At 72.1% G+C, this 23897-nt stretch carries 22 protein-coding genes; 9 read left to right on the top strand and 13 right to left on the bottom strand.

Annotated elements, in window-relative coordinates:
- Positions 1 to 147 precede the first annotated feature (147 nt).
- Complete coding sequence (locus tag ABD292_RS21090) at positions 148 to 1992, bottom strand: choice-of-anchor P family protein (RefSeq protein ID WP_344210460.1); 1845 nt, start codon at positions 1990 to 1992, stop codon at positions 148 to 150.
- 521 nt (positions 1993 to 2513) lie between these two features.
- Between ABD292_RS21090 and ABD292_RS21085 the strand changes: the two genes are divergently transcribed.
- A complete protein-coding gene (locus ABD292_RS21085) occupies positions 2514 to 2756 on the top strand; it encodes a hypothetical protein (protein ID WP_344209723.1) in 243 nt (80 codons plus the stop codon).
- A 40-nt stretch (positions 2757 to 2796) separates the two neighbouring features.
- Here ABD292_RS21085 and ABD292_RS21080 read toward each other — a convergent pair whose 3' ends face one another.
- Positions 2797 to 4299: an alpha/beta fold hydrolase gene (locus tag ABD292_RS21080; RefSeq protein ID WP_344209720.1), complete on the bottom strand. Its 1503-nt coding sequence runs from the start codon at positions 4297 to 4299 to the stop codon at positions 2797 to 2799.
- 81 nt (positions 4300 to 4380) lie between these two features.
- Complete coding sequence (locus tag ABD292_RS21075) at positions 4381 to 5196, bottom strand: SDR family NAD(P)-dependent oxidoreductase (RefSeq protein WP_344209718.1); 816 nt, start codon at positions 5194 to 5196, stop codon at positions 4381 to 4383.
- 114 nt (positions 5197 to 5310) lie between these two features.
- On the opposite strand from ABD292_RS21075, the gene ABD292_RS21070 reads away from it, so the two are divergent.
- The 3 genes from ABD292_RS21070 to ABD292_RS21060 all read left to right on the top strand — a co-directional run bounded on the left by ABD292_RS21070 (position 5311) and on the right by ABD292_RS21060 (position 7564).
- On the top strand, positions 5311 to 6924 hold the full coding sequence (locus tag ABD292_RS21070) for a DUF4434 domain-containing protein (protein ID WP_344209716.1): 1614 nt from the start codon (positions 5311 to 5313) through the stop codon (positions 6922 to 6924).
- A gap of 96 nt (positions 6925 to 7020) precedes the next feature.
- Positions 7021 to 7245, top strand: coding sequence for a hypothetical protein (locus tag ABD292_RS21065; RefSeq protein WP_344209714.1), 225 nt, complete (start codon positions 7021 to 7023; stop codon positions 7243 to 7245).
- Between the two features lie 16 nt (positions 7246 to 7261).
- Positions 7262 to 7564: a hypothetical protein gene (locus ABD292_RS21060; RefSeq protein WP_344209712.1), complete on the top strand. Its 303-nt coding sequence runs from the start codon at positions 7262 to 7264 to the stop codon at positions 7562 to 7564.
- Positions 7565 to 7571: 7 nt separating this feature from the next.
- On the opposite strand, the gene ABD292_RS21055 is transcribed toward ABD292_RS21060, so the two are convergent.
- Positions 7572 to 8489 carry an arginase family protein gene (locus tag ABD292_RS21055; RefSeq protein WP_344209710.1) on the bottom strand — a complete coding sequence of 306 codons (918 nt, stop codon included), beginning with the start codon at positions 8487 to 8489 and terminating at the stop codon, positions 7572 to 7574.
- Between the two features lie 29 nt (positions 8490 to 8518).
- On the opposite strand from ABD292_RS21055, the gene ABD292_RS21050 reads away from it, so the two are divergent.
- Positions 8519 to 9064, top strand: coding sequence for a CGNR zinc finger domain-containing protein (locus ABD292_RS21050; RefSeq protein WP_344209708.1), 546 nt, complete (start codon positions 8519 to 8521; stop codon positions 9062 to 9064).
- Between the two features lie 19 nt (positions 9065 to 9083).
- Here ABD292_RS21050 and efeB read toward each other — a convergent pair whose 3' ends face one another.
- The 7 genes from efeB to ABD292_RS21015 form a co-directional block, all read right to left on the bottom strand.
- Positions 9084 to 10355, bottom strand: coding sequence for an iron uptake transporter deferrochelatase/peroxidase subunit (efeB, locus tag ABD292_RS21045; RefSeq protein ID WP_344209706.1), 1272 nt, complete (start codon positions 10353 to 10355; stop codon positions 9084 to 9086).
- Between the two features lie 12 nt (positions 10356 to 10367).
- On the bottom strand, positions 10368 to 11516 hold the full coding sequence (gene efeO, locus ABD292_RS21040; RefSeq protein ID WP_344209704.1) for an iron uptake system protein EfeO: 1149 nt from the start codon (positions 11514 to 11516) through the stop codon (positions 10368 to 10370).
- Positions 11517 to 11527: 11 nt separating this feature from the next.
- Complete coding sequence (gene efeU / locus ABD292_RS21035) at positions 11528 to 12358, bottom strand: iron uptake transporter permease EfeU (RefSeq protein ID WP_344209702.1); 831 nt, start codon at positions 12356 to 12358, stop codon at positions 11528 to 11530.
- Between the two features lie 86 nt (positions 12359 to 12444).
- The gene (locus tag ABD292_RS21030; RefSeq protein WP_344209700.1) at positions 12445 to 13812 is read right to left on the bottom strand and encodes a glycoside hydrolase family 5 protein; all 1368 of its coding nucleotides are present in this window, start codon (positions 13810 to 13812) and stop codon (positions 12445 to 12447) included.
- Positions 13813 to 13820: 8 nt separating this feature from the next.
- Entirely contained in the window at positions 13821 to 14663 is an 843-nt protein-coding gene (locus ABD292_RS21025) for a carbohydrate ABC transporter permease (RefSeq protein ID WP_344209698.1), read from the bottom strand.
- Positions 14660 to 15619 carry a carbohydrate ABC transporter permease gene (locus ABD292_RS21020; protein ID WP_344209696.1) on the bottom strand — a complete coding sequence of 320 codons (960 nt, stop codon included), beginning with the start codon at positions 15617 to 15619 and terminating at the stop codon, positions 14660 to 14662. Before ABD292_RS21020 ends, ABD292_RS21025 begins: the two co-directional genes overlap by 4 nt.
- On the bottom strand, positions 15616 to 16905 hold the full coding sequence (locus ABD292_RS21015; protein WP_344209694.1) for an extracellular solute-binding protein: 1290 nt from the start codon (positions 16903 to 16905) through the stop codon (positions 15616 to 15618). The genes ABD292_RS21020 and ABD292_RS21015 overlap by 4 nt, the downstream gene beginning before the upstream one ends.
- Before the next feature lie 175 nt (positions 16906 to 17080).
- Here ABD292_RS21015 and ABD292_RS21010 point away from each other — a divergent pair, with 175 nt between their 5' ends.
- On the top strand, positions 17081 to 18091 hold the full coding sequence (locus tag ABD292_RS21010; protein WP_344209692.1) for a LacI family DNA-binding transcriptional regulator: 1011 nt from the start codon (positions 17081 to 17083) through the stop codon (positions 18089 to 18091).
- Between the two features lie 31 nt (positions 18092 to 18122).
- Entirely contained in the window at positions 18123 to 18875 is a 753-nt protein-coding gene (locus tag ABD292_RS21005) for a maleylpyruvate isomerase N-terminal domain-containing protein (protein WP_344209690.1), read from the top strand.
- On the opposite strand, the gene ABD292_RS21000 is transcribed toward ABD292_RS21005, so the two are convergent.
- Positions 18856 to 19680: an alpha/beta fold hydrolase gene (locus ABD292_RS21000; RefSeq protein WP_344209688.1), complete on the bottom strand. Its 825-nt coding sequence runs from the start codon at positions 19678 to 19680 to the stop codon at positions 18856 to 18858. The genes ABD292_RS21005 and ABD292_RS21000 overlap by 20 nt on opposite strands.
- Before the next feature lie 50 nt (positions 19681 to 19730).
- Positions 19731 to 20171: a MarR family winged helix-turn-helix transcriptional regulator gene (locus ABD292_RS20995; protein ID WP_344209686.1), complete on the bottom strand. Its 441-nt coding sequence runs from the start codon at positions 20169 to 20171 to the stop codon at positions 19731 to 19733.
- A gap of 42 nt (positions 20172 to 20213) precedes the next feature.
- Here ABD292_RS20995 and ABD292_RS20990 point away from each other — a divergent pair, with 42 nt between their 5' ends.
- A complete protein-coding gene (locus ABD292_RS20990) occupies positions 20214 to 20561 on the top strand; it encodes a nucleotide pyrophosphohydrolase (RefSeq protein WP_344209684.1) in 348 nt (115 codons plus the stop codon).
- A 52-nt stretch (positions 20562 to 20613) separates the two neighbouring features.
- Positions 20614 to 23895: an AfsR/SARP family transcriptional regulator gene (locus tag ABD292_RS20985; protein ID WP_344209682.1), complete on the top strand. Its 3282-nt coding sequence runs from the start codon at positions 20614 to 20616 to the stop codon at positions 23893 to 23895.
- Positions 23896 to 23897 lie beyond the last annotated feature (2 nt).

Genomic DNA, 23897 nt, shown 5'->3' with positions numbered 1-23897 from the left:
GTACGCGTTTACAACCGGGTCCAGAGCGCAGCCGAGATCCAGACCGACATGAAGCGCCCGCTCCGGGCCGGAATACCTCGAAGCCTGAATGAGGCCGGGCGGAGCTGTGGTGTTCCGCCCGGTCCCGAGTTTGGTCAGGTGGGTTGGTTATGGGCAGTTGCCGATATCGCTTTCGGAGGAGGCCAGGACGACGTTGGTCTTGGCCAGGCCGAGGGCGTTGACGGTGATGTGGACGGCGTTGACGGTCAGGCCTGTGTCGGGGGTGGTGAAGGGGGTCTGCTCGTTGAGGACGAGCTTGACGACGCCGACGTTGACGGTGGTGTTGGGTGCGATCTCGGTAGGTTCTGCGATGACCACCGAGTTGCCGACCTTGAGGAAGGCGATCGTGGTGGTTCCGCTGGATCCAGCGCAGGTGGTGGTGGAGCTGGATTTGATGGTCTTGACGGTGATCACGGGAATGCCGGTGATCCCGATGGTGGTGTCGTCGATGGAGGCGGTGGCCACGGATTTACCGGGGAATGCGGTGGTGGCGACCTGGGCGCACAGGGCGTGCCCGGTGATCAGTCCGCTGAGGGTGGCGGTGCAGGGCACCGAGGTGGTTTCGGTCGAGGTGGTGGTGATGTGCCCGGTGTCGGGGGTGGGTGCGATGTTGACCAGTTGGATGCCGGCCAGAGAGGCGCCGGCGGTCAGGCCGTAGGCCCGTCCGGTGAGCTGCTGCGGCGTGACGGTGACTTCTTCGTCGCCGCACGGTGAGGTGACGGAGTTGTTGTGGGCGTCGCCGCTGTAGGTGGCGGTCCACCGGTAGGTGCCGGCCGCGCCGATGGTCACGTTGCCGGATGTGGCGGTGCCGGTGCCGGACACCGTCCCGGTACGAGTCTCGATCGGCGTCGCACAGTCGGTGTCACCAGGCGCGAACAGCTGGAACGTGACGGTGCCTGTCGGGTGGTATCCGCTGGACAGGGTCGCTGTATCGGAGACCTTTCCGCCCGCGGGCACCGTGTCCGATGGCGTCGTGGCGATCGATGGAGTCGCCTTCGGGACGTGTTCGGTGATCGTTTCGGTGAAGCCTGGTGACAGGACGCCGTTGAGCAGGAAGTCCACCTTGCAGGTGATGGTGCTTCCCGGTACGGCTCCGGCGCCGATGGAGACGGTCTCAGCGAAGGCGGCATCATCGCCGCTGGTCACCGTCCGGCTGTCCGGGGTCAGGGACACCGACAGGTTCGGGTCGCAGTCGCGCAACTCGTGGGTGACCGTGACCGGCAGGTTGCTCAGGGCCGCCAGGATGGTGTCGCTGACCTCCGAGGAGTCGATGCCGGAGAACAGCTGTCCACCCGTGGCGTTGGTGATCGCGGTCGCTTGCCCGGTCGAGTTCATCCCGCCCAGGTCGAACGCGAGCACGGTGATGTCGGCTGCCTGCAGGGCGCTGATCGCGTCCGCCAGCGTATGGCCGTTGCTGGGATCATGGCTGGGGGCGTCCCCGATCAGCAGCACGATCCGAGAGCTGTTCGGCCTGAAGTCGACAGCCCCGGACGCGACCTCGAACAGGCCATTGATGCCGTCCTCGGGGAAGTCGCCGCCGCCCGACGCGACCAGCGAGTTGAGACCGTTGGTGACGTCGGTGTCGTTGGCGGTGAGGTTCTGCGCCACCCGGAACGGCGTCGCGTCCGCCACGTCCTTGTACTCGGCGACCGCGAACTGCGCGTCCGGCTGCGCCGAAGCTACGTTGGACAGGATCGCGTTCGCATTGGTCTGCACGTTCGAGATGACCCCGCCCATGCTCCCTGTCGTGTCGATCAGGAAGGTGATATCCGGTTTGGGCGGGATCGCCGGAGTAGAGACGGTCTTGGCGATCGTCGTCGATCCGCCCGGGTCCAGGTTCAGCGTTACGTCCGCCGGGGTGACTCCGGGCTCGGCGGACGCCGTCCCTGCCCCGGCCACCAGCATTGCACCGGCCATTGCCACGCACGCGGCAGCCTTTAATCGTCGCGTCATTCTCACGGTGTGATTCCTTCTGTGTGGCGTTATGCCATAACGGATTTGGGATCGCCGGCCGTGCGGAATTTCGGTGATCACGTCATGCGGAACTCCCTCTCCCCGCGTGCTGGCGCGACAGAATACGATGTCGCATTGGTTGACAGCCTCGGTGACTTTTCAGCGCCGGCCGTGATCAACGAGGCGAGGTGTGGCCACGGCCATAGGGTGACTGGTCGGCGAATCGTTGTAAATAGGGCACTTACGGAAAGTCCCCCGAGTGGCCGCAATCGGCCACTCCTTGCCAATGGGAGACTTCCGCGAGAAGCGAGCTTTGCCAAGATCTTTTGGGTGCGCCCGACGAAATGAATGATTCTCAGATTATCGCCTTCAAAAGGCGGCCGTTTCCGGTTCCTCCGGACCGTGTCCCCGCACGGAAATTCGGTATCGTGCTCTGGACTGCACCTTTCGCTGCATGAAGCGGGGCAGCGGCTGCGACCGTCGCGGGGCTTTTGTCGCTGGTCTACCGGTTGGTGAGGTGCTTGTTCGGCTTGCCGGCGGCGCTGGTTCGCTCTGACCTGTCGAAGGATCTCGAGTTGCTGGTGCTCCGTCACGAGGATCAGGTGCACCCCCGCGTGCGCAGCGACCGGTTCACCACCTCGATCACCCGCCCTGCCGGCGGCATCGCCCGGTTGGCTGAGCCCGTCGCGGGGGTGCGGGTGCCCCGCGACGAAAAGACCTCCGGCTGTGAAACCGCAGGTCAGTGGCCGAACACGGCGATCTAGGCGAGTGCCCCCGGCAGGATTCGAACGTGCGGCACCCGCTTTAGGGCAGCGGGACCCCCTCACACGTACGCACCCGCCGGCCGGTCTCGAAGAAGGCGACCACCGCCGCCACGCAGTCCGGCGTCCTCAGCCCCGAGCCGTGCACGTCGTCGTCCACGGTCACCACGGTCCCGCCGATCGCCGCCCGCATGTCGAGCGTCCACTGGTACGGCGACGGGCTCTCGTGCAGGTGGCCGGACAACATCAGCGGCCCGCCGCCGCCCCGCAGCCGGACCTCGCGCACCGGCAGCGGCCAGCCCGCGCAGTTCGGCACGAACGCCGTGGCCTCGCCGGTCACCGGATACCGCCTCAGCCGCTCCTGGTAGGCCCGCCACGCCGACTCGAACGTGCGCGGCCCGGAGTCCTCGTTGCAGAAGTAGGCGATGTTCGCCGGCTTGTTGCCGCGCTCGGGCGCGCCGGCCGGCGGAGCGGGCCGCTCGCCGCCCGCGAGCCGCTTGAGCGTGGGCGGGGCGTCCGGGCCGGTGGCGGTGACCAGCTCCTTGAGCACCTGCGCCACGTCCCGCCAGGCGGGGCTGGGCTGGCCGGCCGCTTCGGCGATCATCCGGCCGTCCACGGTCATGTCGATGTCGGTGAAGGTCACGGGGTCGGCGGCGAAGCGCTCGCGCAGCCGGGTCAGCGCCTCGATCACCTCGGCCTTGGTGTCGCCGAAGCCGTACGTGTCGTCCCGCGCGGCGATCCAGGCGGCCATGCGCCGGAAGTCGCGGTCGGTGGCGCGGGCGCGCACCTCGGTGAAGACGTCCAACCTCGGCTCCGTGACGGCCACGCTGTCCAGCCACATGGCCCGCACCCGGTCCGGGAACAGGCTGCGGTAGACGGCGCCGAACCAGGTGCCCCACGACACCCCGAGGAAGGCGATCGTGCGCTCGCCGAGCGCGGCGCGGAGCCGGTCGAGGTCGCGGGCCGCGTTCGCGGTAGTGAGCTGGCCGAGCAGACCCGGGTCGGTGGCCGCGCACGCCTGGTTGGCCGCGACGGTCGCCGCGTAGACCGCGCGGGCCTGCTGCTCGGTGACCGGGCCGGGCGGCGGGGGCCCCTGTTCGGGCGGCCGGCAGGCGGCCTTGGTGCTGTAGCCGGTGCCGCGCGGGTCGAGGCCGATGAGGTCGTAGCGCTCGTTCAGCTTCATGCCGCCCATGACCAGGTCGATCGGCATCAGGTAGCCGCTGCCGCCGGGACCGCCGGGGTTGACCGCGAGGCTGCCGAGGCGGCGGCCCCGGTCGCTCGCCCGCAGCCGGGTGAAGGCGATGGTGATCTGCTTGCCGCCGGGGTCGGCGTAGTCCTGCGGGACCGGCAGCGTGCCGCACTCGGTGCGGCCGTAGAGCGCGCGGAACTTCGCGAACTCCTTGTCGGGCACGCCGATCGAGCGCAGGACGTCGTCGGAGTACGCGGGGCACTCGTGCCAGGTCACCGACGGCTGCCGGGACGCCGAGGCGGGGGCGGCGAGCGCCCCGAGCACCAGGGCACTGGCCAGTAAGGTCCGGAGAATCATGACTCAAGGCTGGGCCCGGGGCGCGTCGCCGGCCTCCCCCGCGAGTGGGGGACGGACCTCTCCTTCAGGGGATCCCCTCGATCAGGGCAGGATGGCGTCCACGTAGCCGCCGTCCACCCGCAGCGCCCCGCCCGTGGTCGCCGAGGCGTACGGCGAGCTGAGGTAGACCACCATGTTGGCGATCTCCTCGGGCTCGATCAGCCGCTGGAGCAGCGACTGCGGCCGGTGCTGCCGCATGAACGCCCGCTGCGCCTCCTCCCACGGCAGGTCCCGGTCCACGAGCTGGTAGACGAACTCCTCCACGCCGCCCGTGTGCGTCGGCCCGGCGATCACCGAGTTGACCGTCACCCCGGTGCCCGCCGCCTCCTTCGCGAACCCGCGCGAGACGGCCAGCAGCGCCGTCTTCGTCATGCCGTAGTGGATCATCTCGGCCGGGATCGTCACCGCCGAGTCGCTGGCGATGTACTGGATCCGCCCCCAGCCGCGCTCCTTCATCCCCGGCAGGTACGCCCGCGTGAGCCGCACCGCCGCCAGCACGTTGACCTCGAAGTAGTGCCGCCACTCGGCGTCGTCGATCTCCAGCGCCGGCCGGGCGCCGAAGATGCCGAGGTTGTTGACCAGGATGTCCACCTGCGGGAGCAGGCTCAGCACCTGGGCGCAGCCCTCCTCCGTGGACACGTCGCCGGGCGCGGCGACCAGCTCGGCCGCCGCGGCGGCGGGCAGGCCGTCCGGCGCGCCCGGGGTCATCCGCTCGATGGCCGCCGCCACCCCGCCCTCGCTCCTGCCGTTGACGCCCACCCGGGCCCCCGCCCGCGCCAGCCCGGCGGCGATGGCCGCCCCGATGCCCTGGGTCGAGCCGGTGACGAGCGCGGTCTTCCCGCTGAGATCGATGTGCACGATGTCGTACCCCCTTCGGGGCCCATTTTTCCGTGCCCCGCCGGGGCGGGAGCGCACCGGGGTCGTTTTTCGCCCGGCCACGGGGCAGATCGACTACGTAGGCTGGAGCCGGGCGTGGAAGGGGCGTGGGTGCACCGGATCCTGTGGGGCGTGGCGGCGATGGCGGCCGTCGCGGTGCTCGTCGGGCTGGTCGTCGGGGTGGTCGTGCCGGCCGTGTCGGAGGGGCCGGCGCGGTCGCCGGAGGAGTGCGAGCCGCGCGACACGCGGGTGAGTGCTCCCTACGCGGTCACCGGCTACTGGGTGATCCCGCGTGCCGACCCGTGCGTCACGCGGCGCATGGTCGAGGCCGTCCACCAGATCGGCGGGGACACGCTGATCACGTTCGGGCCGCGGTTCGACGCGGGGGAGCCCGATCCCGGCTTCGCGGACTGCGTCGTGGACGGGCGGCCCTGCGCCGAGGTGCCGGGCAAGCGGGTGCGGCACGTGTACACGTACACCACGAGCGAGGAGTTCGGGCCGGGACTGCTGCGCTGCCAGGGGCTGGACCGGCGGGTCGAGGCCGGCGAGCGGGTCTTCTACCGGGTGTCGCTGGCCGCGTCCTGCGACGACCCGGTCCACGACCTCGTGCTGATCTCGACGGACGGCGACGGGCTCGGCAACCTGATGAGCGAGGCGGCGGCGTACGGGATGAAGGTCTTCCCCGGGCTGCCCGCCGCGTCGCAGGAGCCCGGCAAGACCTGGGAGCCCGACCACGACCACACCGACGCGCTGACCGCGTTCACCGGGCGGGTGCTGGCCGACTACCGGGCGCGGTTCGGGGGGTCGGCGGCGTTCGCGGGGGTCTACCAGTCGTTCGAGCTGGCCATGCGCGACCGCGCGCCGAACGATCCGATCATCGAGCTGTACGCCGCCCAGCACGCGACCGTTGCCGCCACGCTGCCCGGCAGGACGATCCTGGTCAGCCCGTACATCGACGCCCGCCGGGGCCGCGGCTTCCCGCCCGAGCAGGCCGGTGACGGGCTCGCCGACCTCGCCCGCACCCGGGCCGGCGCGCCGATGGCCGTCGCGGTGCAGGACGGCCGGGGCACCGGCAAGGTCCCCGTGCACGGCCCGCACGAGCGGGACGCCAAGGTCGAGCCGCGCTTGGTGCCCGTGGTCGGCGACATCAGCAACGCGCAGGCGTACTACGGGGCCACCCGCGACTACATCGCGGCGGCGGCCCGGCGGGTGCCGCCCGGCGTGGAGCTGTGGGTGAACATCGAAGGCTTCGAGCCCTCGCCCGTGGACGGCGAGTGCGGGCGGGTCGATCCGCTGCCGCTGCGCGGGCGGACCACGAAGAGCCGCCTGGACCGGCAGGTCATGGCCGCGGGCACGCACGCCCAGAAGATCATCTCGTACGGGTGGGAGCCGTTCTTCACCTGCCAGGCCCGCTACGACACGCCCTCGCTGGCCGACGACATCGCGAGCGGCTGGCAGGAGCCCATCGTGGTCAGCGCCGTGCGCAAGGACATGAACGGGCAGGCCGGCATCCTCGTCGAGGGCCACAACCTGCGGGGCGGCACCCTCCGCTTCGAGCCGGAGGGCGTGACGGTCGAGCAGGGCTGGTACGGGCGGGGGCGGCTGGAGTCGGCGTGGGTGCCGTACACGCCGGGCGCGCCGTTCACCGCGATCACGGCGACGAACGGGGCCGGCGAGAGCAGCACCACCCCCTACGTCATGCCCCAGTAGAAGATGTCCGGTCGATGTCCGGTCACCGCCCTGGGACGCGCGCGGCCGCCAAGGCAGGTTGGAGGGGAGAACCGAACCCGCTCCGAGAGGAAACACATGCGCGTTCGCACAGCCCTGGCCGCCGCCGGCATGGCCGCCCTCACACTGGCGGCCTCCGCCCTCCCCGCGCAGGCTGCGCAGTGGAATTACGTCGGCATGTTCGACACGCAGGCGAAGTGCAATTTCGACCGGTCGGTGAAACACGCACAGGGATATCCCACCGACCCCACCACCGGCTGCTATCGCGTCAGCAGCGGTTATTACTACTTCTATTACGCCTGATCGAAGAGGACTCATCGTGTACGCCAAGAACACTTTCATCAGGACCGCGCTGCTGGCCGGGGGCCTCATCGCGGCAGTTCTCGCCCCCACGGCGGCCACCGCGGCCACCACCACGACGTCAGGCGCCCAGGCGGCCTTCGCCTGCGCCAACCCCTGCAACTGGTACTCCCAGTCGGTCTCCGCCAGGATCACCGCCCTGAAACTGGCGGAGCAGCAGGCCATATATCTCATGCAGATCGGCTACACGATCATGACCACCGAGGCGCAGTTGCAGACGGACGCCTCCTCCTGGAAAGGACACGTGCGCTACCACGGCTGATCCGAGGTCAGCCCTTGGCCGCCCTCGCCTGCGACCACCCCGTCAGGGCGTCGACCAGGATGTCGGCGAGCAGCGCCGCCTGGCCGCCGTCCTCGTCCAGGTCGGGGTCCAGGATGGTCACCTCCAGCCCGGCCGCGCCGGGCAGCGCCAGCAGGCCGCGCAGGAGGGCGGTGAGCTGGGCGGCGTCGAGGCCGCCGGGGGTCGGGGAGTCGACGGCGGACAGGACCGACGGGTCGAGGACGTCGGCGTCCACGTGGATCCAGAACCCGTCCAGCTCGTCCCGGACCAGCACCTTCCTGGCCAGATCGAGGTCGATGTCGCTGCCGGGGACGTACGCGAGCCCGCTGTCGGCCAGCTCCGGCAGGTCCTCGTCGTCGCGGACGCCGAGCAGGATCACGTCCTCGTCCCTGACGTAGGGGCGCAGGCCGTCGAGGTCGGTCAGGTAGCCGTCGCCTCGGCCGGTGACCAGCGCCACGTCCTCGCCCGCCGCCGAGCCGACGTGGGGGGAGTTGCCGAGGTGGCGGAAGTCGGAGTGCGCGTCCAGGTACGCCAGCCCGTACCGGCCGGCCCGCCGCAGCGCCAGCGCGGGGCCCAGCAGGATCGAGCAGTCGCCGCCCAGCAGCACCGGGAAGCCGCCGTCCGCCCGGATCGCGGCGACCCGGTCGGCCAGCCTGCGGGCGTAGGCGGCGATGGCGGGGCCGTTGCGCACGCCGTCGCCCGGCTGCCAGGTGGCGACGTACCGGGGCGGGACGAGCGCGCCCGCGTCGGCGGCCCCGAGCCGCGCCACGAGGCCCGCGTCGCGCAGCGCCCAGGGGGCCTTGTAGCAGCCGGGGACGACGCCGGGCGCGGGCGGGCGCAGGCCGAGGTTGGACGGCGCGTCGAGCACGGTCAGGCGGCGGGTTGCGTCAGGGGTTATGATGCTCATACTCGTGACGGTAGCAAGAGGGAGTGCGGATGCGCCAGTTCGCCGAGACCGGGGTCGTGGCCATCGACCTGGCCAACACGTGGGACGAATGGCTCGACGACCCGGAACGCCTCCCGGACGTGGCGGCCCTGGCCCGCTTCTGCGCTGAGCTGGGCGAACCCGCGGACGCGCCCGCTGCCGCCGACCTCGACGCCGTACGGCAGGTGCGGTCGCGACTGCGCGACGTCCTGACCCGCGACACCCCGGAGCTCCGCACCCGAGCCCTCGCCCGGTGGTCGGCCGGCCTCCCGCTCGCCGCCACCGTCGAGGACCACGCCGGCATCCCACGCCTACGCCTCACCGCCGCCCCCGAGCGCGGCGGGCCGCCGCTGGCGGCCCGCCTCGCCGTACGGGCCGTCGCCGACCTCCTCGACCTGGCCTCGGCCGGCGACTGGGACCGCCTGCGCCTCTGCGCCGCCCGCCCCTGCCGCGACGCCTTCGTCGACCGCAGCCGCCCGGGCCGTCGCCAGTTCTGCTCCACCCGCTGCGCCAACCGCGCCCACGCCACCGCCTCCCGCGCCCGCCACCGCGGCTGACGTCGGCACCGGCACCCGGTCAGGTGAAGAGGGTGCGGCCCCAGTAGTCGGAGGCGTCGCGGACGCCGGGTGGGCAGGCGAACAGGCCGCTGGAGACGTGTTTGATGTACTCGTTCAGCGGGTCCTCGCGGGCCAGCCGCAGCTGCACCGGCACGAACTGCTTGCGCGGGTCCCGCTGGTAGGCCATGAAGAACAGGCCGGCGTCGAGGCGGCCGAGCCCGTCGGAGCCGTCCACGAAGTTGTAGCCCCGGCGCAGCAGGTGCGCGTTGCCGTGCGAGCTCGGGTGGGCCAGCCGGACGTGGGCGTTCGGCGCGATGTGCGGCTGCCCGTCCGGCCCCTTGGCGGCGAAGTCCAGCGGGTCGAACTCGCGTTTCGCGCCCAGCGGCGCGCCCTCGCCCTTGTCCCGCCCGAAGATCTGCTCCTGCTCGGTGAGCGACGTGCGGTCCCAGGTCTCGATCGTCATGCGGATCTTCCTGGTGACCAGGTAGGTGCCGCCGGCCATCCAGGCCGCGCCGTCCCCGGCGTCCGCCCAGAGCTGCTCGCGCAGCAGGTCCGCGTCCTCCAGCTTGAGGTTGTTCGTGCCGTCCTTGAAGCCCATGAGGTTGCGCGGGGTCGCCTGCGCGCGGGACGTGGACGACGTACGCCCGAAGCCGAGCTGCGACCAGCGCACCGACACCCGGCCGAACCCGATCCTGGCCAGGTTGCGGATGGCGTGCACGGCGACCTGGGGGTCGTGCGCGCACGCCTGCACGCACAGGTCCCCGCCGGAGATCTCCGGCACGAGCTGCTCGCCGGGGAACTTCGGCAGGTCGGCGAGGGCGGCGGGCCGCCGGTCCGCCAGCCCGAACCGCTCGTCGAACAGCGACGGCCCGAACCCGACGGTCAGCGTCAGCCCCGAGGCGGGCAGCCCCAGCGCCTCGCCGGTGTCGTCGGGCGCGGCGGCCGGGTCGCCGCCCACCGCGCCGAACGACCCCGCCTCCTTGCCCTGTGTGAGCCGGGCCGCGGCGGCGGTCCACTCCTGGAGGAGGTCGATCAGCTCGGCCCGGTCGCCGGTGGTGACGTCGAAGGCGACGAAGTGCAGGCGGTCCTGGGCGGGGGTGACGATGCCCGCCTGGTGCTCGCCGTAGAAGGGGTAGGGGGCGGAGGTGGAGGCGGCGTGCGCGACGGGCGGCTCGTCGAGGAGCGACCGCGCGCCCACGGCGCCCGCCCCGGCCACCGCCGCGCCGGCCGCGCCGAGCCCGAACAGGCTCCGCCGGCTCATCCGCCGTCCGTTCCCGGTGGGCTCGGACATGGGGTCCTCCCGCTACTTCGCCACCACAGGGGCGATCTTGCTGATCGGTTCGCCGAGCGCGTTGATCGCGTCGGACAGGGTCTTGAGCTGCGCCTTGGACAGCTCGTCGTGGAGCTGCCAGCCGTCGCCCCTGCGGTGCGCCTCCAGCGCCGCCTCGGCCGCGGCGAACTTCTCGTCCAGCGTCTTGACGAGGTCAGGAGCCCGCTCCTCCAGCACCGGCCGGAGCGACTGCACGGCGGCCTTGGAGCCTTCGAGGTTGGCAGCGAAGTCCCAGAGGTCGGTGTGCGACCAGATGTCCTCCTCGCCGGTGATCTTACCGGTGGCGACCTCGTCGAGCAGTTCCTTGGCGCCGTTCGCCAGGTTGAGCGGGGTGAGCTCGGCGGCGTTGGCCTTGCCGACGATGGTCTTGACGTCGGCGATGAGCTTGTCCGCGATCGGGCCGTCCTTGCTCACGTCCTTGTGGATCCACAGGTCCTTCTCGATCCGGTGGAAACCGGTCCACTTCTCGCCCTCGGCCAGGTCGGCCTCGCGGGCGTCGATGGCCGGGTCGAGGTCGCCGAAGATCTCGGCCACCGGCTCGATGCGCTCCCAGTACGTCCGCGCCACCGGGAACAGCGCCTTCGCCTCGTCGATCTTCTCCGCCTTGACGGCGTCCACGAACTCCTGCGTCTTGACCAGCAGCGTGTCGCTCTGCGTCTTGACGTAGCGCTTGTAGCCGGTCACCGCGGCGGCGAGCTGGGCGTCGGCGGTGAGCGGCTGGTGCTCGCCGGTGACCTTGAGCGGGTTGCGGATGCCCTTGCCGACCATGCCGGGCTTGCAGGCGGTCTCGTACGTGCCGGCCGGCAGCTCCGCGATGAGCTCCCGCGTCAGGCCGGGCACGATGTTCTCGACCTCGGCCATGATGCGGTCGCCCGCGGCGAGCACGTAGAACTCGGTCACCTTGCTGCCGCCGTTGGTGATCGTGAACGTCGTGGTGCCCGCGGGCACCTCCGTGACCGGCACCTCGCACGCGGTGTCCGACGCGGCCACGGCGATCTTCCCCGGCGAGCCGGAGGCGGCCGGCGCGGCGGCGTCACCGCCGGAGGAGCCGCCGGAGGAGCCGCAGGCGGTGAGTGCGGCCACGGCGAGCACGCCGGTGGACAGGCGGAGGACGGTACGCATGGTGCTCCTGTTCAGGCCGCGGCGGTGGGCGCCGCGGGCAGGGACGTCCGCCGCGGGCGGAGGAAGAGGACGAGGGCGGGCAGCAGGTACGCGGCCCAGGCGACGACCTCGGCGACGCTGGGCTGCGGGGTGATGTTGAACATCCCGGCCAGCAGCATGCCGTACCAGGAGTCGGCGGGGAGGGAGGCGCCGAGGTCGAAGGCCGGCGTGGCGAGGCCGGTCAGCACGCCCGCCTCCTGGAGATCGTGCACGCCGTACTTGAGTATGCCCGCCGCGACCACGATGAGCAGCAGCCCGGTCCAGGTGAAGAACCTGGTGAGGTTGATCCTGACGGCGCTGAGGTAGAGCCCCCAGCCGATGGCGACCGAGGTGAGCACGCCCAGCGTGATGCCGATCAGCGGCTCGGCGGTCGTGGCGGCGCCCTGCGCGGAGGCGAAGAACAGCAGGGCGGTCTCCAGCCCCTCCCTGGCGACGGCGAGGAAGGCCATGACGGCCACGGCGAGCCGGCCCAGCTCCAGCGCGTCGCTCAGCTTGCCGCGCAGCTCGCCGGAGAGCGTGCGGGCCGCCCGCCGCATCCAGAAGATCATCCAGGTGACGAAGACGACGGCCAGCAGCGAGGCGATCGACTCGAACAGCTCCTGCCCCGTGTACGCCAGGTGGGCCGCCGTGAAGGTCAGCAGCGCGCCGAATGCCGCCGACAGCGCGACGGCGGCGCCCACGCCGGCCCAGACCTGGGGGAGCCGGTCCTTGCGGTCGCTCTTGACGAGAAAGGCGACGAGGACCGAGACGACGAGTGTCGCCTCCAGGCCCTCGCGCAGCCCGATGAGATAGCTGGCGAACACGGACACTCCCGCGGGTTCTTAGGTAAGGCTCCCCTAAATTAGAGCTCTCGCGGCGTTCTGTCCATGTGTGCCCGGTGTGTTCGTCGTCACCCCGCCAGGTTCTCGGTCAGCAGTTCGAGCAGCGGTTCGCGGCGTACGCACCGCTCCAGCAGGAACGAGTCCGCGAGCGCGGTCAGCTCGTCGTCGCCGAGCCCGCGGAACAGCTCGGCGTACTCGGGCAGCAGCGCCTGCGCGAACAGGATGTGCCTGATCAGGTCGTCGCTCTGGTAGCGGGCGCCCCACGGGTAGGGGTCCCAGCCGGGGAACTCGGTCTCGACCAGCTCGTGCAGCGGCCCGAGCACGTCCGAGCCCTCCTCCATCGTCGACCCCCAGCGGTCCACCCCGAGCCGCCGCTTCTTGTCGAGGAAGCCCCCGAACCTGTCCAGGTACGGCCCCGCCGCGTGCACCAGCCCCTGCAACCCCACGTCCTTGTACGTCCAGAGCGACCAGCCCGCCCCCTCCGCGTCGTAGATCGCGAGCTGGTCGCGCAGGATCTGGTACCGCTGCGCGTCCTTCTCCGGGTCCCCGGTGTAGACCGGCCCGAACTCACCCACCCACAACGGCGTCCCGGTCTCCCGCTGGAAGCGGGAGCGCTTGGCGAACGTCCGCTCCAGCTCGTCCCGGTCGCACCACTCGCCCCGCGTGTGCCCGGGGTACGGCCCGCCGTGGGCGAAACCGGCGAGGGCGTAGTCGTGCATGACGAAGACCGTGTTCTCGTACACCTCACGGAAGATCGAGAAGTCGGTGGAGTAGGTGTTGCCGTCCAGGAACAGCACGTGGTGCGGGTCGGCCCCGCGCACCGCCTTCACCAGCCGGTCGTAGAACGGGCCGATCACCCGGCCGGTGACGTCGGCGGGCTCGTTCGCCGGGTTGTAGCCGGCGACCCAGGGGTTGTCACGGTAGTGGTCGGCCAGGACCTCCCACAGGTGCACCACCCGGTCCTGGAAGTGGCGGTGCTGCCAGAACGCCGCCACGTGGGTGGGATTGTCGGAGTGCCAGTGCTGGTTCTGCGAGCCGGGCAGCGCGTGCAAATCGATGACGCTGTAGATGCCGTGCGCGCCGAGCAGGCCGATCACCCGGTCGAGGTGGCGGAAGCCGCGCGGGTCGATCTCGAAGGGCCGCTCGTCGGACTCCCAGTGGCGGTAGTTCACCGGGATGCGCACGCAGTTCATGCCGAGGCCGGCCAGCAGCTCGGCGTCCCGCTCGGTGAAGAACGAGGTCAGCAGGCGGTCGAAGAACAGCTCGGCCCGCTCCTCGCCGAGCACGTCCCGCACCGCGGCGCGCATCGAGCTCTCGTTGGCGGGGAAGCCGGTGACGAAGTTCTCCATGTTCATCCAGCCCCCGAGGCCCACCCCGCGGAGCCGTACCGGCTGGTCGTCGGGTGTGACGAGGTGGTTTCCGGACACACGCAGCATGTCAGAGGTCATCCCTTCGTGGCGCCGGCGGTGAGCCCGCCGACCAGGTGGCGTTCCGCGACGGCGTAGAACCCGAGCGCCGGGATCATGGCCAGGACGAGGTAGGCGAGGATGCGGGCGGTGTCGGAGGCGTACTGGCCCTGGAACTGCTGGATGCCGAGCGGCAGGGTCCAGTTGGCCTCCTCGGTGAAGACCACCAGCGGCAGCATGAAGTTGTTCCAGCTCCCGACGACGGCGAGCACCGAGACGGTGGCGATGGCGGGCTTGGCCATGGGCAGCAGGATCCGCCAGAAGAACCCGAACGGACTGCACCCGTCGATGATCGCGGCCTCCTCGATCTCCCCGGGGATGCTGCGGAAGAAGCCGCGCAGGATGATGATCGTCAGCGGCAGCCCGAACGCCGCCTGCACGAGGATGACCCCGAGCGGGTCGCCGAGCAGGCCGAGCGCGCGCAGCAGCACGAAGATCGGCAGGATGGCCACCGCGAACGGGAACATCAGCCCCGCCGTGAACAGCGTGAACAGCGCCTCCCTGCCCCGGAAGGCGAACCGGGCGAAGACGAACCCGGCCAGCGCCGCCACCCCCACCGTGAGCACGGTGGTGACGACCGCGATGAACGTGCTGTTCCAGAGCTGCAACCAGAACGACGACGAGGCCAGCACGTCGGTGTAGTTGCCGGTCACCCAGGTCGAGGGCAGCCCGAACGGGTTCGTGGACAGCTCGCTGTTGCGCTTGAACCCGCCGAGCGTCGCGTAGACCACCGGGATCAGCACGAACGCGCCGACGACCCACGCGATGAGATGCAGCGGCAGCGTGTTGCGCCGAGGAGCCTGCTTCTTGCCGCGGGTCATCGCCTGCCTCCCATGCTGGTGGTCGCGCCCTCCAGGTCACGGCGCATCACGAACCGCTGGTAGAACAGGGCGAAGACGAGACTGAGCACGAACATCACGACGCTGATCGCGCTGGCGTAGCCGACCTGGGAGCGCTTGAACCCCCACTCGAACATCGTCACGGCCATCGTCTCCGACGAGTGCGACGGGCCGCCCTGGGTGAGGATCCAGACCAGGTCGAAGAGCTGGATCGTGTAGATGACGCACAGGAAGACGCTGATCCGGATCGTCGGCCCGAGCAGCGGCAGCGTGATGTGCCTGAACACCTTCCAGCCGCTCGCCCCGTCGATCTGGGCGGCCTCGACGAGCTCGTCCGGGATGTTCTGGCGGCCCGCCAGATAGATCATCATGTGGAAGCCGAAGTACTTCCACGTCATGACGAGGAACAGCGACGGCATCACCGTGTCCGGGTCGGCCAGCCAGTCGGAGTCGGCGCCGAACAGCGCCAGCAGCTGGTTGGCCATCCCGGCGTCGGGCGCGAGGATCAGCGAGAACAGCACGCCGGTGATCACTTCGGACAGCACGTACGGCGCGAAGAACACCAGCCGGTACACCGCCCGCCCGCGGATGCGCTGGTTCAGCAGCAGCGCGATGGCCAGCGAGAGCGGCAGCTGCACGCAGACCGACAGCAGCACCAGCACGAGCAGGTGCCACAGGTCCCGCCGGAAGATCTCCGTGCCGAACAGCCGGGTGAAGTTGTCGAAGCCGATGAAGTTGGTGGGCAGGCCGCCGAACCCGTTCCAGCGGAACGCGCTGGCGTAGAAGGCGACCAGGATCGGCGCCACGACCAGCAGCAGGAACAGCACCAGCGCGGGCAGGACGAACAGCGCGATCGTCAGCGCGCGGCCACGGTGTCTGACGGCGGGGGCGGGGGCCGGAAGCCTGGCCGCCTCCGGCCCTCGGGTCAGTGTCGTCATTCTTCGGTCTTGGCCACTTCGGTGATGGCCTGGGCGACCTGCTCAGGCGTCTTGGTGCCGCCGATCAGCTCGGCCACGCTGTCGTTGACCTGCTGGCCGACGGCCGGCGGGTACGCCTGGTCGAGGTAGAGCTGGTAGCCGGTCGCGCCGGCCAGCATCGTGGCCACCTGCTTGAGGTTGGGGTCGGTGACCGCGCTCTCCTCGCCCTTGAGCACCGGCAGGACGCCGCCGGCCTGGACGGCCTTGGTGTGGTTGTCCATCCGGGTCATGAACTTCACGAAGTCCACGGCCTCCTTCGGCGCGTCCCTGCCGACGGCCAGGCCGCCGCCTCCGCCGAACGCGTCCGTGGCCGAGCCCTTGCCGCCCTCGACGGCGGGGAAGGGGAAGAAGCCGAGGTCGTCGCCGAGGCCCTTGCCCGCGTCCTTCTGCACGGACGGGGCCCACTGGCCCATCAGCTCCATGGCGGCCTTGCCGTTGCCGATCGTGGCGGCCTGCCCGTCGGGCGTGGAGTACGCCGCCCCAAGGAAGCCCTTCTGGAACGGCTGCAGGTCGGCCAGGGCCTTCACCTGCTGCCCGGCGGCGATGAAGTCCGGCGTGCTGAAGTTCTTGTCCACGGCCGCCTGCTTGAGCGCGTCGAGGCCGGCGATGCGCATGGCGAGGTAGGCCCAGTAGTAGTGGCCCGGCCACTTCTCCTTGCCCGCCAGGGCGATGGGGGTGACGCCGGCGTCCTTGAGCTTCTTGACGTCGCCGAGGAACTCCGACCAGGTGGCGGGCGGCTGCTCGATGCCGGCCTTGGCGAAGAGCTTCTTGTTGTACCAGAAGCCGACCATGCCGATGTCGGTCGGCAGGCCGTAGGTCTTGCCGTCGAACTGGTACGCGCTGAGTGCCGCCGTGGTGAAGCCGGGCAGGACGTCGGCGACGTCGGAGGAGAGGTCCTTCACCAGGTCGGCGTCGATCTGCTGCCTGAGCACGCCGCCGCCCCAGGTGGCGAAGACGTCGGGGGCCTTGCCGGACTGCGTGATGGTGGTGAGCTTGGCCTTGTAGGCGTCGTTCTCCAGGACCGTCGCCTTGATCGTGACGTTGGGGTTCTGGGCCATGAACTCCTTGGCCCGCTGCGCCCACAGCGTCTTCAGCGGTTCCGCGGTCGACAGGTGCCACCACTCCAGGGTGACCTTCGCCGGGGCGGCGCTCTCGCCGGACCCGGAGGTCGCGGCGCCGCCACCGCCACCTCCGCCGCAGCCGGCCACGAGCACCGCGGTCGCGATCAACACCACACTGCGTTTCATCCCGAGGGGTCCCTTCTCTGCTGGGCGGAGCACGCCGAGCCTGGCGGAACAGAGCGAAACTTTCGTATAACCCCCGATATTTTCTTTGCCCGGAGCTTAAGTAACCTAGAAGTAACGCGTCAACACCCCGGTTCCGAGCGACGCCGAACCGAAACTTTCGGATACACTCCCGATCGTGTCAGCGAAGAGGCGGGTCACGATCGCACTGATCGCGGAAGAGGCGGGGGTCTCCATCCCCACGGTCTCGAAGGTCATCAACGGGCGCCCGGAAGTAGCCCCTGCCACCCGCCACAAGGTGGAGCGGCTGCTCCAGGAGCGCGGCTACCAGCGCCGCGTCAGCCAGGACGACACCCCGGCCGGGCTGATCGACCTGGTGTTCGCCGAGATCGAGTCGCCGTGGGCGATGGAGATCGTCCGGGGCGCGGAGAGCGCGGCCCGCGAGGCGGGGGCCAGCGTCGTCATCTCGGTCCTGCACACCCACGCCGGGCCCGGCCGCGACTGGCTCGAACGCCTGGCCGCCCGGCGCACCGACGGGGTGGTGATCGTCGCCTCCCGGCTGTCCACCGGCATCCAGGCGCAGCTCGGCGCCCGCGCGCTGCCGTTCGCGGTGGTGGACCCCGAGGGCGAGCCCGCGCCCGGCGTGATCTCGGTCGGCGCCACCAACTGGAACGGCGGCCTGGCCGCCACCCGCCACCTGCTGGAGCTGGGCCACCGCCGGATCGGCATGATCAGCGGCCCGGCCGACATGCTCTGCAGCCAGGCCCGCATCGACGGCTACCGGGCCGCGCTGGAGACCGCCGGCGTCCCGCTCGTGCCCGAGCTGGTCCGGCGGGGCACCTTCCTCGTCGACTCCGGCCACGACGAGGGTCACGCCCTGCTCGACCTGGCCGAGCCGCCGACGGCGATCTTCGCGGGCAGCGACCTGATGGCCTTCGGCGTCTTCGAGGCCGCCCGGCAGCGCGGGCTGCGCGTGCCGGAGGACCTCAGCGTGGTCGGCTTCGACGACCTGCCCCTCTCCAAGTCCGCCTGGCCGCCGCTGACCACCGTCCGCCAGCCGTTGCAGGAGATGGCCGCGCTGGCGACGCGTACGGTCCTGGCCATGGGGCGCGGCGAGGTCCCCGAGACCAAACGCGTGGAGCTCGCCACCGAGCTCATCGTCCGCGAGAGCACCGCCCGCCACCCGTAGCAGCCGTACCGCCGGGCTGCTTTAGTGGGGTGTGCTGAATTCCGCTCGTTACCTGGCTTTGCTGGAGGAGGACCACCGGCGGCTGCGAGCCGCCGGGGCCGCCGATCTCGCCGCGCCCGTGCCGTCCTGTCCGGGATGGACGCTCGCCGACCTGGTCGGCCACGTGGGCGAGGTCTACCTGCACAAGGCGGAGACCATGCGCCTCGGCGCCTGGCCGGAGCCGTGGCCGCCGGAGCCCGACCCCGCGGGCCCGCTGCACCGCCTCGACCGGTCCTACGCGGAGCTGCGCGCCGAGTTCGCCGCCCGCGAGCCCGGCGAGGCCGCGCTCACCTGGTACGACCCGGACCAGACGGTCGGGTTCTGGATCCGCAGGATGGCGCTGGAGACCGTGGTGCACCGGATCGACGCCGAGCAGGCGGCCGGCACGCCCGTCACGCCGGTGCCCGACGACCTCGCCGCCGACGGCGTGGACGAGATCCTGACGGTGATGCTGGCCTACGAGACCACCACGAGCGCGGCCGAGTTCGGCGACGGGCTCGCCCAGGCCGACGGGCGGCCGGTCTCGATCGCGGCGGGGGAGGAGCGCTGGCTGGTGCGGGCCACGCCCGCCGGGGTGGAGGTCGCGCGGGGCGAGCGCGCGAGCGGGGCCGCGTCGGTCGCGGGAGCGCCGCAGGACGTCCTGCTCTGGCTGTGGGGACGGCAGGACGGGACGGGGCTGACCTTCGGCGGCGACGGCGCGCCGGTGGAGCGGCTGCGGTGGCTGCTCAAGGAGTCCACTCAGTGACAGGGGCGGCGAGGACCTCGCGGAGGCGGGCCGCGTAGGCGCGGGGGTGGCTGAGGTTGCCGTTGTGGCCGCCGGGGAACACCGCGAGCGGCACGCCGGTGAGCTCGGCGAGCCGGTCGGCGCACCGGCGGTCGAAGACGGCGGCCGGGGTCCGCTCGCCGGCCGCCGGGAGCACCGGCACGCGGCAGGCGGCGGGGTCGCCGGGGCCGGGGTCGTCGATGACGGCCTGGAAGTCGTGCCGGATGAAGAAGTCGAAGGCGGCCTCGCGCTCGGCCGTCATGGGGAACGGGGTCAGGCCGGGCTCGGCGTCGCCGCCGGGCGTGATGCCGAGCACGCGGGTCACCTCCTTGAGCGCCGTGGGCAGGTCGGTGGCGAGATAGAGGTCGCGGATCGCGGCCAGCTCGGCGCGGTGGTGGGCCCGCTCCGACTCGGGGAGCAGCCACGGGGAGACGGGCTCGTGCGCGATGAGCAGGCCGATCTGGTCGGGGTGGTCGGCGGCCAGATGGAGCCCGATGGAGGCGCCGAGGCTCTGGCCGAGCATGACGACGGGCTCGTCCGTGAGGCGGGCGAGCAGGTGGTGGACGTCGTCGGCGTGCTCCCTGACGCTCACGGTCGTGTCCGGGATCGTGCTGCGGCCGAGGCCGCGGCGGTCGTAGGTGATCACGGTGCGGGAGTCGGCGAGGTGGCCGACGAGGTCGGCGGTGCGGTCGGCGTCGCCCTCGCCGCTCTGGGAGATCAGCAGGAGGGGGCCGGTGCCGCGCAGCTCGTAGTGGAGTGAGCCGCCGGGGATGGTGATGGTGGGCATGCCGACGACCCTAATCCATCAATTCTGATGTATCAAGTCTGATGGATTATTCAGCGGCGGAGGCCGGGGAGCAGGCGGTCGGCCAGCTTCTCCAGGGCCTCGACGACCTCGCGGACCTGCTCGCCGTCGTCCGTGCCCAGGACGGCGGCGACGGCGTCGTCCACCGGGGTGTCGCGGACGCGGGTCACCCGGTCCGACGTCTCCGGGGCCTCACGGATGATCGTCCGGCGGCGGTCCCTGGGGTCGGTGTCGGCGAGGACCGCCCCCGCCGTACGCAGCCGCGCCACGGCCGCCGACACCGCGCTCTGCGGCAGGCCGGTGCGCGCCGCGATCTCCCCGACCGTGGTGCCGGGATGGCCGCGCAGATCGCTCACCACGATCAGCACCGTGCGCACGCTCGTCGAGTGCTCGCCGATGCCCTCGACCGGCATCGCCTCCTCGCCGATCTTCATCAGGGCGCGGCCCAGCAGGAACAACTCGACGCCATTCACGGTCAGCAACCTACCGGCAGGAAAGGGATAAGGTCGTGCGGCGTGACGACGGACCTGGAGGACCTGGCCGGCCGCCTGCGGGAGTTCGCCCGCGCCCGCGACTGGGAGCAGTTCCACACGCCGAAGAACCTGGCGATGGCGCTGGCCGGCGAGGTGGGGGAGCTGGTGGCGGAGTTCCAGTGGCTCACGGCCGCCGAGTCCGCGGACCCCGGCCCCGAGGCGCTGGCCCGCATGCGCACCGAGCTGGGGGACGTGACCCTCTACCTGGTACGCCTCGCCGACGTGCTGGGCGTCGACCTGCTGGCGGCGGCCACGGACAAACTGGCCGACAACGAGCGCCGCTACGACGCCGACCGCTACCGGGGCTCGGCCCGCAAGGCCCCGCCGTAAGGGGCGCCCGCGATCTTCTCGTGGGTACGAACCCCCGCATAGGCTGTCGAACATGCGTTTCGGAGTGCTGGGGCCGCTGGCCGTGTGGACCGACGCCGGCGAGGCCGTGACGATCCCCGGCTTCAAGGTGCGGGCGCTGCTCGTGGACCTGCTCGTCCACGAGGGCCACCCGGTCTCGGTGGACCGGCTGGTCGACGACCTGTGGGGCGAGGAGCCGCCGGGCAACCCGGCCGCCGCGCTCCAGGTCCGGGTGTCCCAGCTGCGCAAGGCGCTGGAGGACGCCGAGGCGGGCGGCAAGAACCTGGTGGTCTCGCGCGCCCCCGGCTACCTGCTGCGGCCCGACGCCGGCGCGGTGGACGCCGGGCGGTTCGCGGAGCTGCTGGCAAGGGCCGAGGCCGCGGGCAGCCCGCGGACCAGGGCCGGCCTGCTGGGGGAGGCGCTGGCGCTGTGGCGCGGCCCGGCGTACGCGGACTTCGCCGACGAGGAGTACACCCGCGCCGCGATCCTGCGCCTGGAGGAGCAGCGGCTGTCGGCGCTGGAGCAGCACGCCGAGGCCCGGCTGGAGCTGGGCGAGCACGCGCTGCTCGTGGGCGAGCTCGGTGACCTCGTGACCCGCCACCCGCTCAGGGAGCGGCTGCGGGCGGTGCACATGCGGGCGCTGTACCGGGCGGGCCGCCAGAGCGAGGCCCTCGCCGGCTACGCCGAGCTGCGCGAGCGGCTGGCCGACGAGCTCGGCCTCGATCCCGGGCCCGAGCTCGTGGCGCTGCACCAGGCGATACTCGGCCAGGACCCGGCGCTCAGCCTCCCGGCCGGGCGCCCGCTCACGAACCTGCCCGCCGCCGTCAGCAAGCTGATCGGCCGCGACGAGGCCCTGAGTGAGGTGTGCGGCCTGGTCGGGGAGGAGCGGCTGGTCACGCTCACCGGCAGCGGCGGGGTCGGCAAGACCCGGCTGGCGCTGGCCGCCGCCGACCGGCTCCTCGACGGCTTCGCCGACGGCGCCTGGCTGGTCGAGCTGGACCAGGCCGTACGGACCGGCCTCCACGACGCGGGCCGGGACGCCTCCGTCACGGGCGGGGCGGCGGGGGACGCGTCCGCAGCGGGCGCATCCCCGGCGCGTGGGGCGGCATCGGGCGCATCCCCGGTGGGCGGGACGGCGGGGCCGCGGACGGTGGCCGAGGCCGTCATGGCCGCGCTGGACATCCGCGAGTACGCCGACTCCGCCGACGTGGCCGGGCAGCTCGCCGAGGCGCTGCGGCACCGCCACGCCCTGCTCGTCCTCGACAACTGCGAGCACGTCGTGGCGGAGGTCGCCGAGCTGACCGAGCTGCTCCTGCGCTCCTGCCCCGACCTGCGGGTGCTGGCCACCAGCAGGGAGCCCCTGTCCGTGGCCGGCGAGGTGCTGTGGAGCGTCCCCCCGCTGGAGCTGCCCGCCGGCACGGACCTCGCCGTGATGGCCCGCTCGGACGCGGTCCGGCTGTTCGTGACCCGCGCCGCCGCCTCCGCGCGCGGCTTCGCCCTGGATGCGGGCAACGCCCAGGCGGTCGCGCAGCTCTGCCGCCGCCTCGACGGCATCCCGCTGGCGCTGGAGCTGGCCGCGACCCGGGTGCGCGCGCTCGGCGTGCACGGGGTGGCCTCCCGGCTGGACGACCGGTTCCGGCTGCTCGCCGCCGGGTCGCGCGGCGCGCCGGCCCGCCAGCAGACGCTGACCGCGGTCATCGACTGGAGCTGGGACCTGCTCTCCGAGGAGGAGCGGCGGGTGCTGCGCCGCCTGGCGGTGCACGCCGAGGGCTGCACGCTGGAGGCCGCCGAGGCCGTGTCCACCGAGGCTGGGTCCGCCGACGGCGATCCGGCGCTGGACGTGCTCGACCTGCTGCCCCGGCTGGTGGACCGCTCGCTCGTGGTCGTCGCCGGCTCCCCGGCCGGGGTGCGCTACCGGCTGCTGGAGTCGGTGGCGGCGTACTGCCTGGCGAGGCTGGGGGAGGCGGGCGAGCTCGACGCGGTCCGCCGCGCCCACCTGCGCCACTACCTGGCGCTCGCCGAGGAGTGCGAGCCGGGCCTGTACGGCCACGAGCAGCGCGACCGCCTGCTGCGCCTCGACGCCGAGGCCGCCAACCTGCGCGCCGCCCTCGACACCGCCGTCGGCACCGGCGACGCCGCGAGCGCGGCGCGGCTGGTGAACGCCCTGGCCTGGTACTGGTTCCTGCGCGGCCGGCTGGCCGAGGGCCGGCGCTCGCTGGCCGCCGCCCTGTCGGTGCCCGGCCCGGACTCCCCGGAACGGGCGCGGGTGGCCGCCTGGCACGCCGGGTTCGCCATGATGCTGGGTGAGCAGGTCGACTGGCGGCCGGTGCTCGCCGCCGTCGCCGATCCCGGGCAGCGGGCGAGGGCCGAGCTGTTCGTCGGCATGCACGTCAGGGACATGCCGACCGGCCAGGAGCTCAACGAGCGGGCGCTGGCCGCCTTCCGCGCCGTCGGCGACCGGTGGGGCGAGGCGGCGGCCCTCGCCTGCCAGGCCAGGGACGCCTTCACCCGGCGCGACCACGAGGCGCTCGACCGCTGCGCCGGCGAGAGCGTACGGATCTTCACCGCGCTGGGCGACCGCTGGGGCCTGCTGCGGGCCACGGAGTGGCTGGCCTCGGCCGCCGAGATGAGCCGCGACACCGAGCGCGCGAACCGGCTCTTCGGCGAGGGCCTGCGGATGGCCGAGGACCTCGGCCTGTGGCCGGAGGTCGCCACCCACACCGCCTGGCTCGGCTGGGTCGCCCTGGAGAGCGGCGCGTACGAGCGCGCCATCGAGCTGTGCGAGCGCGCCAGGAAGATGGCCGCCGACCAGGGTTACCGGGAGGGCGAGAGCATGGGCGAGATGGGCGTCGCCTTCGCCGCCCGCCGCGCCGGCCGGCTCGACCTGGCCGAGCGGCACCTGCTCCGGCTCCTGGAGGGCGTGCCGCGCGATCCCGACGTCGAGCCCGCCGTGCACGTGGCCGACGTGCTGACCGAGCTGGGCCACGTACGCGAGGCGCGCGGCGACCAGGCCGCCGCCCTGGCCCTGCAGGAGGAGGCCATCGTCGCGGCCCGCAGGATCGGCGACCCGCGGACGCTGACGTGGGCCGTGGTCGGCGCGGCCTCCGCCTGCGGGGCGAGCACGCGGGCCGCGCGGCTGCTGGGGCTGGCCGCGGCCAACAGGGAGCGGCTCGACCTGCCCGCAGGTCCTGCGGAGCAGGAGGAGTTCGACCGCATCGCGGCACGGGTGCGCGACGGCATCGGCGCGCAGGCGTACGCGGAGGCGTACGCCGAGGGCGCGGCCCGCAAGCTCGACGAGGTCCAGGACCTGCTCTGACG

The sequence above is a fragment of the Nonomuraea bangladeshensis genome, assembly GCF_039529455.1.
GTDB lineage: Bacteria > Actinomycetota > Actinomycetes > Streptosporangiales > Streptosporangiaceae > Nonomuraea > Nonomuraea bangladeshensis.
This window is presented reverse-complemented; position numbering and strand designations above follow the sequence as displayed.

Bases quoted from the DNA above. Each gene is read 5' to 3' on its own strand.
- ABD292_RS20985 (WP_344209682.1), top strand. From the start codon at position 20,614: ATGCGTTTCGGAGTGCTGGGGCCGCTGGCCGTGTGGACCGACGCCGGC.
- ABD292_RS21000 (WP_344209688.1), bottom strand. From the start codon at position 19,680: ATGCCCACCATCACCATCCCCGGCGGCTCACTCCACTACGAGCTGCGC.
- ABD292_RS21030 (WP_344209700.1), bottom strand. From the start codon at position 13,812: ATGCTGCGTGTGTCCGGAAACCACCTCGTCACACCCGACGACCAGCCG.
- ABD292_RS21065 (WP_344209714.1), top strand. From the start codon at position 7,021: ATGCGCGTTCGCACAGCCCTGGCCGCCGCCGGCATGGCCGCCCTCACA.
- ABD292_RS21020 (WP_344209696.1), bottom strand. From the start codon at position 15,619: ATGACGACACTGACCCGAGGGCCGGAGGCGGCCAGGCTTCCGGCCCCC.
- ABD292_RS21055 (WP_344209710.1), bottom strand. From the start codon at position 8,489: ATGAGCATCATAACCCCTGACGCAACCCGCCGCCTGACCGTGCTCGAC.
- efeB (WP_344209706.1), bottom strand. From the start codon at position 10,355: ATGTCCGAGCCCACCGGGAACGGACGGCGGATGAGCCGGCGGAGCCTG.
- ABD292_RS21015 (WP_344209694.1), bottom strand. From the start codon at position 16,905: ATGAAACGCAGTGTGGTGTTGATCGCGACCGCGGTGCTCGTGGCCGGC.
- efeO (WP_344209704.1), bottom strand. From the start codon at position 11,516: ATGCGTACCGTCCTCCGCCTGTCCACCGGCGTGCTCGCCGTGGCCGCA.
- ABD292_RS21025 (WP_344209698.1), bottom strand. From the start codon at position 14,663: ATGACCCGCGGCAAGAAGCAGGCTCCTCGGCGCAACACGCTGCCGCTG.
- ABD292_RS21080 (WP_344209720.1), bottom strand. From the start codon at position 4,299: ATGATTCTCCGGACCTTACTGGCCAGTGCCCTGGTGCTCGGGGCGCTC.
- ABD292_RS21050 (WP_344209708.1), top strand. From the start codon at position 8,519: ATGCGCCAGTTCGCCGAGACCGGGGTCGTGGCCATCGACCTGGCCAAC.
- ABD292_RS21090 (WP_344210460.1), bottom strand. From the start codon at position 1,992: ATGACGCGACGATTAAAGGCTGCCGCGTGCGTGGCAATGGCCGGTGCA.